Source organism: Xanthobacter albus, assembly GCF_043194895.2.
In the GTDB taxonomy this organism is placed as follows: domain Bacteria; phylum Pseudomonadota; class Alphaproteobacteria; order Rhizobiales; family Xanthobacteraceae; genus Xanthobacter.
Genome location: NZ_CM195532.1, coordinates 4123989 through 4138176, shown reverse-complemented (window position 1 = coordinate 4138176; position 14188 = coordinate 4123989). Strand labels below are relative to the sequence as shown.

Sequence of the window (14188 nt, the reverse complement as noted above, 5' to 3'; positions counted from 1 at the left end):
GAGGGGCGGCACCGTCGCCCCTCTCACCCTTTCATGGCCCCGGCGCCCGAAGGGGCGGGGCCGCCCTCTAGCGACCGCCGATGGCGTCGAAGCGGTAGTTCACGGTGAGGGCCACGGTGTCCAGGCTCAGGCCGTCGGGCGCGAGGTTGACGCCGGCCAGGGAGGGCGGCGCGGTGGTGGTGAAGGGCGAGGAGCCGCCAAAGTCGAGATGCTTGTATTCCAGCCCGACCGACAGGTTCGGCAGCAGGGCGTATTCCACGCCGGCACCGAGGGTCCAGCCGGTATTGGTGCTGTTGTCGCGGAGGATCTGGCCGACGAAATTGTAATTGTTGAACAGGTCCCTCTGGCGGTCCCAGGCGAAGCCGCCACGGGCATAGACGAGGGTGCGGTCGAAGGCGTAGCCCAGGCGCCCCGTCACGGTGCCGAGGGCGTTGACACGGCTGCCGCAGTCGAAACCGGACTGGGAGCCCGCCTCGGCGGTCGAGAAGCAGGTGTTGGTACCCACGAAGTCGGCCCAGGCGGCGGTCGCCTCCACGCCGAAGACGAACGCGCCCATCTGGTAGTCGCCGCCCACGGCGACGCCGGCCAGCGCCCCGCCGAGGTCCGCCTCGTCGCCGCTCACCGGGGGCGGGAAGGGGGAGGCGTAGGTGGAGCGCCCCTTGCCGCCGCCGAGCGCGCCGCCGACATAAAGGCCGGTCCAGCTCACTGGGGCCGGAGCTGCGTTTTCCGGGCTGGTCGCGGCCGGGCCGTCGATCGGGGGAATGTCGCCGAAGCGATAGGAGGCCTGCAGGAACGCCCCGTAACGCTCGGTGTAGAAGGTCATGGGCGAGCGGAAGAGCGTGCCGGGGAACTGGGTGGAGGCGCTGTCGGTGGTCATGAACCAGTAGCGGCCGCCGAGGCCCACATCCAGCCTGTCCGTCACCGCATAGCTCAGCACCGCCTCGATCTGGGCGCCCCATCCGGAGCCGCTCTCCACCTGCGGGTTGATGTCGGCGCGAAACCAGTGGTTGTCCATGCTGGAGCGCGTGACATAGGGCAGGTAGGCGGCATTCACCTCCAGCCGCAGCCGCTCCGAGAGCGCGAGGCGGGTGTTGAGGCCGAGCGCCACGCCCTGCCAGGTCTCGGTCTCGCTGAGGCCCAGATTGTCCAGCAGCGCCGGCTCGCTCGCCGCCGATTGCACGGCGCAGGTGAGGTCGCTTGCGATCTGCCGGCAGCCGAAGCCGTTCACGCTCTGGTACAGCGCCCGATAGCCCACGAAGGCGCCGAGGCTGCCCCCGCTCTGCCGCAGGATGTCGTAGCCCACATCGAGCCCGCCATAGGCGAGCTGGCCGTTGCGCAGGCTCGACAAGGTGTTCGAATAGACGACCTCGGCCGGGAAGTCCTCGTCATAGAGGCTGCCGCCGGAGAGCGTGCCGAGCCCGGCGAAGCCCTTCAGGAACAGGCCATCCTTGTTCTCGAAGCGGAAGAAGGTCTCCAGCGATCGGCCGGTGGTGTCCTCGTAGATCAGCCGGGAGTTGAGGCGATCCGGGGGCAGGGGCGACATCAGGTCCTTCTGCTGGCGGCCGGTGCTGAGGAAGGCGCGCGCGCCCACCTCGGTGCTCCAGCCGGCGGGCGGCTGCGGTGCCTTCATCCCGCCTGTGCCGCCGTCTTCGGCGCCTCCGAAGCGATAGTTGAGGCCCATCCGCACCACGTCGAGCCGCTGCTTGAAGCTCGCGGAGGCACTCTTGCCCGAGCCGGACAGCGTCAGGTCCTGGGTGCCGAAGTCGTAATAATCGTATTCGATGAAGGCCGAGAAGCTCCGCGTCAGCGCATATTCCACGCCCGAGCCCAGCATCCAGCCCCAGCGGGTGCCGGAATCCGTGAAGCGGCGCAGGTTATGGGTGGGGAACACGGTGCTCATGCCCGAGGCCCAGGCGGCGCCGGCCTTGCCGTAGAACAGGAGATCGCCCCAGCTCTGCCCCAGCCGCCCGGTGATGGAGCCGAGCCTGTCGATGCCGTTCTGGCAGCCGTGGCTCTCGGGCCAGCCGAGATTGCCGGAGATGCACTTCGCATAGCTGTTGAGATTGGCCGCGCTGGCCGAGACGTCGAGGCCCGCCACCCAGGGCCCCACCTGGTAATTGTAGCCGAGCTGGGCGCCGCCGATGAGCCCCATGGCACTGCCCGAGCCCGGAAAGCTGCCGCCGGCGGTGTCCGCCAGCAGGAAGCCGGTGCCGGAGGTCCATTCATCCCGGCCCCAGGCGCCGCCGGCGTGGAGGCCCAGGTAGAAGCCGCTCCAGTCCCGTCCCGGCACGGCCAGGGCCGGCCCCGTCTTCGGCAGGGGCCCGCCCCAGGGGCGCCAGTTGAGCCCCAGCTTCACCATCTGCGCCGATTGGGCGATCGCGGCCGAGGACGCCTGGGGCGGGTTCGCCAGGGTGGTGCCCTCGGAGCCGAAGTCGAGATAGGCGTATTCCGCCTTGGCCGAGAGCTGCGGCGTCAGCCCCACCTCCACGCCGCCGCCCGCCGTCCAGCCGGCGCGCGCGCCGGAGCCGGTGAACACGCCGGGATAGGCCACGCCGCTCACCGTATAGCTGTTGTTCATGAACGCCGCGCCGAGCTTGCCGTAGAGCAGCACATTGTCGAACGCGTAGCCGAGCCGCCCGGCGATGGTGGCCAGCAGGTCGGTGTCGGAGGTGCAGACGGAGACCCATTCGCGCAGGCACCGCGCGCGCGAATAGAGCGAGCCGAGGCCGATATCTCCTTCCACGCCCGCGACAAAGGCACCGAACTGGTAGTTGTAACCGAGCTGGGTGCCGATCATCGCCCCGGCCGTGGAGCCCTCGCCGGGTGCTCCCGCCGGCTGCGGCCCGAGAATGCCGGAAGCGGGGCCCCAGCGGGTGTCGACGCTCGCGGAACCCACGTAGCTGCCGATGTAGAAGCCGGTCCAGCTCCCCGCCTCCTGGGGCGCCGCCGTCACCTGCGCGTGGCCGGGTTGTTGGGTGGCGACCAGCGTCGCCAGCGCGGAAACCGATGCCAGAAGAATGCCGCGCGCCATCATCGCTTCGCCCCCGTCGCGATTCCCGAAGAGCCCGGAATGTGCCGTGTCGCGTCGGGCCAAGGAAGCCGCCGGCGAGACCTGTGCCCAGGCATTCAGCCGCATCCCGGATTGCTTGCGAGAGGTTCCGCGCGCGGTGCGGGTTGAGGCCGGTTGGGGGCGGTGCTGCTGGTGCTGCGGGAGATGGCGTCTTTCGCCCAGAAGGGAATCGCAGTGCGGGCTGTTGCCGGTGCGCAGCGGGCGGAGAATTCCCCGACTGGAAGACGGTACGCACCCTCAGGTGCGTGTTGCTCCCATGATGCAATTCATAATTGCGCCATGTTGGCCTTTGCGCGGACATTTCGCGCCGGCAAACTGATACCGAAAAGACACATTATGACACTTTCATGCTTTGCCGACGCAAATGCGTCGATGACGGGGCAATCTCCCGGGGAGCGCGCGTTGCTCAACCGCAGGTCGCCTTCTAGACAATTGAGGTCGTGAGCAGACGACGGGCTGTTTCTCAAGGCCGCGCAGACGGCCGATCCAGGCTTCAGAGGGGCGGATGATGGGGCGGGCGGCATTCGGGGACGGGCAGGCGGATCGGAACCTGATATCGGGCGCGGCGCGGGGCTCGCGTTCGTCGTGCCGCTGGCGGCTACTCGTGACGTCCGCCCTCGTGCCGGTGCGCGATCTGTTGCCGCGCGGCGCGGCGGGCGCATTGCCTCTTCTCGTGGCCGGTCTCCTCGGCATCCAGCCGGCGTCCGCCGGGTGCACGGTCGAGGGCGCCACTACCCTCTCGCACTGCGACACGGATTACGTCAGCGTGTTCGTGGCGCCGGGAACCGGTGCGCTGACGGTGGACGGGGTGACGACCGGCTATGTCGCCTATGTTCCGCCCTCCATCCCCGGCAGCTACGACCAGACGCTCAACCTCACCGGCGGCACGGTCATCGACAGCACCACACATACCGGGGTGGTCATGCAGCAGGCACCGGCGCCCGGCGTCACCATGAATTCCGTGGTGAACATCGAAAGCGGCGTGCGCGTCACCTCGGTCGGCGGCGATGGCGCCGTCTGGCTGCGCAACGACAATGCCGGCACGGTCACCATCAACAATGCTGGCACATTGCAGGGCACGACCGGAACATTACGCGTCGAAGCATTTACCCTCTCCGGCGTGACCAACCTCGGCGCCGTGACCATCACCAACAGCGGAACGGTCACCGCCGCCAACAATCGCGGCATCTATGCCGACGGCAATCACGATGGGGCCACAGCCGCGACGGTTTCGGTGACCAACACGGTCACAGGCACGGTCACCGCCTACACGGCCGGCATCCGGGTCATCGATTATCTCGGCCTCGCCACCATCGACAATGCGGGCACCGTCAACGCGACCCTGCAGCAGGGCCTGATCGCCTGGTCGAACAATGGCGACGCCACCATCACCAATTCGGGCACCGTCACCTCCGGCAACGACAACGCGATCTACGCCGCCACCGAGACCGGCAAGGCCACGGTGACCAACAGCGGTTCCGTCACCGCCGAGGGCGATCCCGCGCTCGATGCCGACCATGCGGCCCTCAAGCCCCCGCAGGGCTACAACGGCCTGCGCGGCTCGGCCGACACCACCGGCGACATCGCCATCACCAACACCATCACCGGCACGGTGGAAGCATCGCGCGACAGCGGCATCCGGGCGGAAACGCCCCAGGGCGATGTCACCATCGTCAATGCCGGGCAGATCACGGCCTTGACCGGCATCGTCGCCAACAGCGGCCTCGCGAGCGGCGTCACCAACGCGACCGTCTCCACCATCGACGGCGCCATTTCCGTCACCAATTCCGGCACGGTGAATGCCACCGATCTGGCGGTGTCCCTCGATGGCACCACCAATGAGCTGATCAACACCGGCAGTCTCGTCACCACCGGTGCCACCGCCGTGCAGACGGGCAATGGCAACACCACCGTCTTCAACAGCGGCACCATCTCCGCCGGCTCCGCCTCCGGCACGGCGATCAGCATGGGCAGCGGCAGCAACCGCCTCGTGCTGGCCGACACGTCCGTCATCGTCGGCCGGGTGGTCAACGCCGGCTCCGGCAACACGCTGGAGCTGACGGGCACGGGCACCGGCACGCTCTCGCTGGCCGATGTCGGCGGGAGCGGCGCCTACCAGGGCTTCGCCGACCTCGACAAGTCCGGCACCGGCCAATGGACGCTCACGGGCGGCGGCTCCAGCCTCACCGGCACCGTGAATGTGAAGGCGGGCACGCTGGCTCTGGCCTCCGGCGGCCAGCTCTCCTCCCTCGGCGTGACCATCGGCGGCGCCGCGGCGACGAGCGGCGCGGTCATCGTGGACGGCGCGACCTCCGCCTGGACCGTGGGCGCCAACCGCATCGGCGTCGGCGTGGACGGCACCGGCACACTGACCATCCGCAACGGCGCGAGCGTGACCTCGCCCGGCGCGGTGCTGGGCTGGAACGCGACCGGGGACGGCAGCGCGACCGTCACCGGGCCGGGCAGCAGCTGGACCAACACCGCCGCCCTCTATGTGGGCAACCTGGGCGCGGGCCACCTTTCCGTTCTCGACGGCGGCGTCGTCACCAGCACGGATGCCTATGTCGGCACGGTCAGCGGCGCCCAGGGCACGGTTTCCATCTCTGGCGCCGGCTCGGCGTGGACCCTCAGCGGTGCCTTCATCGCGGGCTACGAGAGCGGCACCACGGCGAACGTGACCCTGAGCGCCGGCGGCCGGCTGAGTGCCGTAACGGGCACGCTGGGCGACCTGAACGGCGCCTCGGGAACCATGACCGTGACCGGCGCGGGCTCGACGTGGACGGCGGTGGGCGACGGCACCGGCTATTCGGGCTACATGAACATCGGCCGGCTCGGCGACGGCAGCCTGACCGTCACCGACGGCGGCGCGGTTGAGGCCTATCGCCTCTATATCGGCAACGACACCGGCTCCACCGGCACGGTCACCGTGAGCGGGGCGGGATCGTCCGTCACCACCGCCAGCAACCTCTACATCGGCACCGGCGGCGACGGCACGCTCACCGTTTCCAACGGCGCGCAGGTGAGCGCCGAGATCATCAAGATCGCCTATTTCAGCGGCGTGAACGGCACCCTCAACATCGGCGCCGCGGCTGGGCAGGCGGCGGTGGCGGCCGGCGCGGTGTCGGCGGACGAGATCCTCTTCCTGGACGGCACCGGCAAGATCGTCCTCAACCATACCGACACCGGCTATGTGCTCGGCGCCGCCATTTCCGGTACCGGCGAGATCGACGTGCTGAGCGGCACCACCATCCTCAGCGGCGCCAGCACCTATTCCGGCGCCACCCGCGTGACGGGCGGAAAGCTGGTGGTCACCGGCTCCGTCCTGCCCACCGGCGGCCCTTCGACCATGGACCTGACGGTGGCGGGCGGCGCGGTGGAGGTGAGCGGCGGGGGGCTTCTCTCCACCCGCGGCGCCTTCATCGGCGGCACCTCCGGCACCAGCGCGGTGACCGTCACCGGGGCCGGCTCCACGTGGGTGAACGGCGACTGGGGCGTCTACCTCTCCACGTCCGCCGGGCAGTCCGGCTCGCTCACCGTCAGCGACGGCGCGAGCCTCCAGCTGCGCACCGGTGCCTTGTTCATGGGAGCCGGCGGCGCGCTGCGCGTTTCGGGCGCAGGCACCCGCGCGGAGATCGGCGACCCCGCGGTGCCCAACGGGCGCAACTGGCTCTATGCCAACGGCGGCGTCATCACCGTCTCCGGCGGGGCCAGCCTCTACGCCAACGGCGCCTATGTGGGCGGCGACGGCGGCGCTCTGGCCACCATGACGCTGACCGGCCAAGGCACGACGCTGAACGCCGAGGAGCGCCTCTATGTGGGCGGCCAGAACGGCACCTACGATCTCAACCCCGTGAACGGCAATGGCGCGCTCACAGTCTCCGCCGGCGCCACGGCGACGGCGGGAACCGTCGGCATTGGCATGGACCCGTCCTCGACGGGCACCCTGCTGCTGACCGGCGCGGGATCTCAGGTGTGGGCCAAGGCCAACGCCGCCATCACCCCGGCCCCGACCCTCGGCAATTTCTACGTGGGGTATAATGGCGCCGCCCTGGTGGTGGTGGCCGACGGCGCGACGCTGAAGGCCGACAACGAGGTGCGCATCGCCTACGACACGCAGGGGTCAGGCGTGCTGGCCATCGGCGCCGCGCCCGGCGCGGTCGCGACGGCGGCGGGCAGGGTCGATGCGGCGCGGGTGGTGTTCGGTCCGGGCACCGGCGCCCTGGTGTTCAACCACACCGATGCGGCCTATGTGTTCGCGGCCGAGATCAGCGGCGGCGGCTCCCTCACCCAGGCGGGCAGCGGCACCACCATCCTCACCGGCGCCAGCAGCTACACCGGCGGCACCACCATCTCGGGCGGCACGCTGCAGATCGGCAACGGCGGCACCTCGGGCTCCATCGCCGGCAATATCACCGACAACGCGGCCCTGGCGTTCAACCGCGCTGACGACATCACCTTCGCGGGCGCGATCTCCGGCACCGGCACGCTCCTGAAGGCCGGCGCCGGCACGCTGGTGCTGACGGGGAGCAACACCTACGCGGGCGGCACCACCATCACCGCCGGTACGCTGCAGATCGGCAACGGGGGAACCTCGGGCTGGATCGCTGGCGATGTGGCGAACGCCGGTACGCTGGCCTTCGCCCGCGCTGACGACATCGCCTATTCGGGGGCGATCTCGGGCACCGGCACGCTTCTGAAGGCCGGCGCCGGCACGTTGGTGCTGACAGGGAGCAACACCTACACGGGCGGCACCACCATCGCCGCCGGCACGCTGCAGATCGGTAACGGCGGCACCTCGGGCGCGATCACCGGCGACATTGTGAACACCGGCGCGCTCGTGTTCAGCCGCGCGGACGATAGCGCCTATTCGGGGGCGATCTCGGGCACCGGCACGCTCCTGAAGGCGGGCGCCGGCACGCTGGTGATGACGGGGAACAGCACCTACACTGGCGGCACCACCATCGCCGCCGGCACGCTGCAGGTCGGCAACGGCGGCACCTCGGGCGCGATCGCCGGCGACATCACCAACAATGCGGCCCTGGCGTTCAACCGCGCGAACGATAGCGCCTATTCGGGCGTGATCTCGGGCACCGGCTCGCTCCTGAAGGCCGGCGCCGGCACGCTGGTGCTGACGGGGAGCAACACCTACGCGGGCGGCACTACCATCACCGCCGGTACGCTGCAGATCGGCAACGGGGGCACCTCGGGCTGGATCGTCGGCGATGTGGCGAACACCGGCACGCTGGCCTTCAACCGCGCGGACGACATCACCTTCGCGGGCGCGATCTCCAGCTCTGGAAGCGTGGTTCAGCAGGGCACCGGCACGCTGACCCTCAGCGGCGCGAGCACGTTCTCCGGCGGGCTGCGGCTCGCCTCCGGCACGGTGCGGGCGTCCTCTGCGGCGGCGCTCGGCGTGGGCCCGCTCGCCCTCCAGGGCAGCGCGGTCCTGAGCGTCGGCGGTACTTTCGCCTTGGGCGGGAACGTCACGCTCTCGCCGGCCGGCGGCACGGGCGGCGGCACGTTCCAGGTCGACGGCGCGCAGGTGCTCACGCTGTCCGGTGTCGTTTCGGGCGCGGGCGGGCTCACCAAGACGGGCGCCGGCACACTGGTGCTGACCGGGAGCAACACCTACGCGGGCGGCACCACCATCGCCGCCGGCACGCTGCAGATCGGCAATGGCGGCGCCTCGGGCGCGATCGTCGGCGACGTCTTGAACACCGGCGCGCTCGTGTTCAACCGCGCGGACAATTACACCTTCACCGGTTCCATCACCGGCGATGGCGACGTGTCCTTCACAGGCGGCGGCACGGTCGTCTTCTCGGCCCCCTACCAGGGGCCGGTGACGGTGAACGACGCGACGGTGAAGCTCGTGCCGGGCACTGTGACCACCTCTCCCTTCTCCGTGAACGCGGGCGGTAGCCTGGGCGGAACGGCCACCATCGGCGCGCTGACGGTCAATTCCGGCGGCACGGTGGCGCCGGGCTACTCGCCGGGAACGCTGACCGTCAGCGGCGCAGTGGCCTTCAATGCCGGCTCCGTCTACCGCGTGGACGTTACCCCCGCCGGCGCGCACGACCTCATCATCGCATCCGGCGACGTCACCATTTCCAGCGGCGCGACCGTCGCGGTGAACGCCACGGCGGGGCGCTATCCCGGATCGAGCCTAATCCCGATCCTGACCACCTCGGGCACGGTGAACGGAACGTTCGGCGGGGCCACATCGGATTATGTCTTCCTCGCCCCGACCCTGACCTATGACGCCCAGAATGTTTATCTGTCCCTGATCTACAGCGGGGTCGATTTCATCACTTACGCGCGGACGCCGAACGAGGCGGCCGCGGCCCTGGCCGCGCAGGCGCTGGGTGGCGGCAATCCCGTGTACGATGCCATCCTCGCCCTGCCCGAAGGGGCGGTCGCCCCGGCGTTCAACGCGCTTTCGGGCGAGATCCATGCCTCGGTCGGCACGGTGCTCCAGCAGGAGGCCATCTATGTGCGCCAGGCGGTGAACGCGCGCCTGCGGCAGGCGGCAGCGGGCGCGGACGCGCTGGCGCGGGCGGCTGACGCCGCCGGCCCCGCCACCGCGCGGCTGAGCCGGGACCTCGACGCGACCTTGTGGGCCCACGGCTATGGCGGCTGGGGCAACAGCTTCGGCAACGGCAACGCGGCCACCATCTCCAACAGCCTCGGCGGCTTCCTCATGGGCGCCGACGTGGCGCTGGCGCCCAATGCCTGGGCCGGCGTGTTCGGCGGCTACAGCCGGTCGAACTTCGACGTGAACGCCCGCGCCTCCAGCGGCAACAGCGACAATTACGACCTGGGCGCCTATGCCGGGGTCCGGCTCGACGCGCTCGCGCTGCGGGGCGGCTTCGCCTACGGCTGGCACGACGTTTCCACAAGTCGCCAGATCTCCGTTCCCGGCCTCTACCAGAGCACCGAGGGCGGCTATTCCCTCGGCACCACCCAGCTGTTCGGCGAGGTGGCCTATGGCCTGCCGGCGGGCGCCGCCACCTTCGAGCCGTTCGCGGCCCTCGCCTATGTGAATGTGGGCGGCGCCTCGTTCTCGGAGGCGCTCCGCAGCGGCGCGCTGGCGGTGGAGAGCGGCTCCATGGACACGCTCTACGGCACGCTCGGCCTGCGGGCGGCATTCTCCACGGCGCTGCTGGGGCGAACCCTGACGCCGAGCGTGACGCTGGGCTGGCAGCACGCCTTCGGCGACACCACGCCCGCCGCGGTCATGCGCTTCCTCGCGGGGACGACGCCGTTCTCCGTCTCGGGCGTTCCGATCGCGGAAGACGCGCTGCTGGTGGACGCAGGGCTGGCCTACGACCTCTCCGACGTGGCAAGCCTGTCGGTGGCCTACACGGGTCAGTTCGCCGCGTCGTCCGCGCAGAATGCCTTCACCGCGCAGCTCTCGGTAAGGTTCTGATCCCTCCGGCGGGGGCGGCGATCGCGCCGGCCCCACGTCCTTTCGTCCTGGGGGCCGGCTCCGGGCCTCTTCGAGTGTCCCGGGTTGCGGCGGTGCGCGCGGTCGCTGTCGCCTGAAGCACCTCCCGCGCACGCCGCGCTGCGGCGGACGCCGCAGGGCCGGGCGAGCTACTTTTCGCCGGTGACCTGCTTCGGCTCGCTTTCCTGCGCGCGCGCCTCCGTGCATTTCGTGGACCTGGAGCTGCCCGTTGCGTCCGCGGGATGGCAGAGGCCGAGCTGGACATCCCTGAAATCATGCCGCGCCCGCGACTTCTGGGTGGCCGGGCGCGGGTCGAGCGCGCTGGCGGTGTCGGCAAGCGGCAGGGCCAGCAGCGCGGCGGTGGCGAAGGCCGCGCCGGTGGATGCGGTCCAGTGTCTGCGCAGGGGTGTCTTCATCGTCTTGTTCCTCAATGTGATGGAATGAAATGCCCGCGGCCGTCGGCCGGGCCGGCGCGGGAAGCCGCCTGCCGGAAGGCGATCAGGCCGCGCCCTTGTCGATGCGCGCGGGGGTGTTGGCGGCGGCCGGCGCATGCTCCTGGCCGGGCACGCGCCGGCGGCGCGGCTGGCGCGCCCAGGGCCGGCGCAGATCGAAGGTCGCGACGTAGGGATAGATGACCGGCAGCACCACCAGGGTGAGCAGTGTGGCCGAGACCAGCCCGCCGATGACCACGGTGGCGAGCGGGCGCTGCACCTCCGCCCCGGCGCTGGTGGAGACTGCCATGGGCAGGAAGCCGAGGCTCGCCACCAGGGCCGTCATCAGCACCGGGCGCAGGCGCATGGCGGCGGCCTTCTGGGCGGCGGCGCGGGGCAAGAGGCCTCGCGCCTCCTCGTCGCGCACATAGCTCATCAGCACCACGCCATTCAGGATGGCGATGCCGAAGGTGGCGATGAAGCCGATGGCGGCGGAGATGGAGAAGGGCATGTCGCGCAGGTAGAGGGCGATGATGCCGCCGGTGGCGGCCACCGGCACGTTCAGGAAGATGAGGGCGGCAACCCGCGCATCGCCGAACATCACCACCAGCGCGACGGCGATGGCCGCCATGGCCGCGGGCACCACGATGGCGAGCCGGGCGGTCGCATCCTGCATGTTCTGGAACTGGCCGCTCCAGACCATGGAATAGCGCGGCGGCAGCCTCACCTTGGCGGCGACGGCGGCCTGCGCCTCCGCCACGAAGCTCTGCACATCCCGCCCGCGCACGTTGGCCTGCACCGAGATGCGACGCTGCAGGCGGTCGCGGCTCACCTGCGCGGGCCCGGACGCCACCTCCACCGTGGCGACGCGGGAGAGCGGCACCATGGCGCGGCCGGAGCGGCCCACCGGCAGGTTGCGCAGGCGCTCGGCATCGCTGCGGTCCTCGGGCGGCACCCGCACCACGATGTCGGTGATGGAATTGTCGTCGCCGTAGACCATGCCGGCCGTGCGCCCGCCGATGCTCTCGACCACGTCGAGCACCTCGGAGACGTTGATGCCGTAGCGCGCGGCCATGGCGCGGTCGATGGCGATGGAGAAGGAAGGCTGCCCGGCCTGGGATTCCGCCTTCACGTCCGCCGCCCCCTCGACGCCCGCCACCACCCGCACGATCTCGTCGGCCTTCTCCCGCAGGAGCTTGAGATCGTCGCCGTAAAGGCTGATGGCCACGTCGCCGCGCACCCCTTCCAGCAGGTCGTCCATGCGCATCTGGATCGGCTGGGAGAAGCTGAAGGCGACGCCCGGCACCTTGGCCCGCAGGCGCTCGTCGATGGCGGCCACCAGCGCGTCCGGGGTGTGCGCCGTGGTCCAGGTGGCGGGGTCGGTGAGGGTGATGAAGCTGTCGGTCGCCTCGACCCCCATGGGATCGGTGGGGATCTCGGCGCTGCCGGTGAGCGAGACCACGCGCTTGACCTCGGGAAACTCCTTCAGCACCTGCTCCATGCGGTTCACCGTGCGCACGGAGGCTTCGAGATTGATGCCCGGCAGCTTCTCGGAGGTGATGACGATGGAACCTTCCGAGAGCTTGGGCAGGAACTCGCCGCCGAGCCGGCTGGCCAGGAACACGCTGGCGCCGAACACCGCCAGGGTAAGCGCCACCGTCATCGCCGGATGGCGGGTCGCGCGCTGGAGCGTGGGCGTGTAGAGCCAGCGCGCCGCCCGCACGAGGCGCGTCTCATGCTCCGAGATCCGGCCGCGGGCGAGGAACAAAGCGGCGAGGGCGGGGATCACCGTCATGGTCAGCACCAGCGAGCCGGCGAGCGCCAGGATGACGGTGATGGCCATGGGGCGGAACATCTTGCCGGCCACCCCGTCCAGCGACAGGATGGGCACGTAGACCACGATGATGATGGCCACCGCGAACAGGATGGGCTTGGCCACCTCGGCGGTGGCGTCGCGGATCACCTCATAGGGGTTGCGGCCCGGCTCCTCGGCGCGCCGGCGCATGACGTTCTCGATCATCACCACCGCGCCGTCCACGATCAGGCCGAAGTCGATGGCGCCGAGGCTCATGAGATTGCCGGAAAGGCCCAGGGCCCGCATGCCGGCGAAGGCGATGAGCATGGACAGCGGGATGGCGGCGGCCACGATGAGCCCGGCCCGGAGGTTGCCGAGGATCAGCAGCAGCACCACGATGACCAGCACCGCGCCTTCGATGAGGTTGTGCGTCACCGTGGTGATGGTGCGCTCCACCAGGGTGCTGCGATCGTAGAAGGGGCGGATCTCCACCCCGGGCGGCAGCTGGGCTTGCAGCTCCGCGACGGTGGCCTTGATGGCGCCCACCACGGCGCTGGCGTTGGCGCCGTACTGCATCATCGCCACGCCCACCACGGTCTCCCCGGCCGCGTCGTGGGTGACGGCGCCGAGGCGCACCTTGGGCGCCTCCACCACCTCGCCCAGGGTGCGCACCGTGATCGGCACGCCGCCCTCGCCGGTGGCGACGACGATGTCGGCGATGTCGCCCATGGTCCGCACGAGGCCGAGGCCGCGGATGACCTCCTGCTGGTCGTTGTGGCTGAGATAGGCGCCGCCGCGGGCGGAATTGTTTTGCTCCAGCGCGGTGAAGAGCTGGGCCATGGTGACGCCGTAGCGGCGCAGGGCGTCGGAGGAGACGCGCACCTCGTAGGTGGGCATCTCGCCGCCGTAGATGTTCACGTCGGCGACGCCGGGCGTGAGGCGCAGGCGCGGCGCGATGGTCCATTGCAGCAGGCGGCGCAGCGCCATGGGGGAATGGCCGGGCCCGCGCACCTCGAACTGGTATACCTCGCCGAGGCCGGTGGCCATGGGCCCCATCTGCGGGTCGCCCACGCCGGGCGGCATCATCGCCTTGGCCTGGGTGAGGCGCTGGAACACGTCGTCGCGCGCCTGGGCGAGCGGCACCCCGTCCTCGAAGGTGGCGTAGACCGCCGACACGCCGAAGCGCGAGACCGAGCGCACGCTGTCGAGCCCCGGCGCCCCGGCGAGCGCATTCTCCACCGGGAACGTCACGAGCCGCTCCACCTCCAGCGGACCGAGGCCGGGAGACTGGGTGAGGATCATCACCTGCTTGGGCGAGATGTCCGGCACCGCGTCCACCGAGAGGGCCCTGAGGCTGACCAGCCCGGCCAGCGCGCCGGCGAGCACCAGCACCAGGATCAGCCGGCGGCGGGCGATGAGAAGGGAGAACCAGGCCTTCATGGGTGCCT

Annotated in this window: 4 protein-coding genes; 1 reads left to right on the top strand and 3 read right to left on the bottom strand. The window is 70.4% G+C overall.

The genetic code is table 11. From position 1 onward, the window contains the following. Positions 1 to 67: 67 nt before the first annotated feature. Positions 68 to 3034, bottom strand: a complete 2967-nt coding sequence (locus V5F75_RS18460) for an outer membrane protein (protein ID WP_394035414.1) — start codon at positions 3032 to 3034, stop codon at positions 68 to 70. Between the two features lie 640 nt (positions 3035 to 3674). On the opposite strand from V5F75_RS18460, the gene V5F75_RS18455 reads away from it, so the two are divergent. Continuing rightward, a complete protein-coding gene (locus tag V5F75_RS18455; RefSeq protein ID WP_394035412.1) occupies positions 3675 to 10496 on the top strand; it encodes an autotransporter-associated beta strand repeat-containing protein in 6822 nt (2273 codons plus the stop codon). Positions 10497 to 10663: 167 nt separating this feature from the next. Here the strand turns inward: V5F75_RS18455 and V5F75_RS18450 are convergent, their stop codons facing one another. Further along, entirely contained in the window at positions 10664 to 10930 is a 267-nt protein-coding gene (locus tag V5F75_RS18450) for a hypothetical protein (RefSeq protein ID WP_394035410.1), read from the bottom strand. 82 nt (positions 10931 to 11012) lie between these two features. After that, the gene (locus V5F75_RS18445; RefSeq protein WP_394035408.1) at positions 11013 to 14180 is read right to left on the bottom strand and encodes an efflux RND transporter permease subunit; all 3168 of its coding nucleotides are present in this window, start codon (positions 14178 to 14180) and stop codon (positions 11013 to 11015) included. Positions 14181 to 14188: the final 8 nt, after the last annotated feature.

Bases quoted from the DNA above. Each gene is read 5' to 3' on its own strand.
- V5F75_RS18460 (WP_394035414.1), bottom strand. From the start codon at position 3,034: ATGATGGCGCGCGGCATTCTTCTGGCATCGGTTTCCGCGCTGGCGACG.
- V5F75_RS18450 (WP_394035410.1), bottom strand. From the start codon at position 10,930: ATGAAGACACCCCTGCGCAGACACTGGACCGCATCCACCGGCGCGGCC.
- V5F75_RS18445 (WP_394035408.1), bottom strand. From the start codon at position 14,180: ATGAAGGCCTGGTTCTCCCTTCTCATCGCCCGCCGCCGGCTGATCCTG.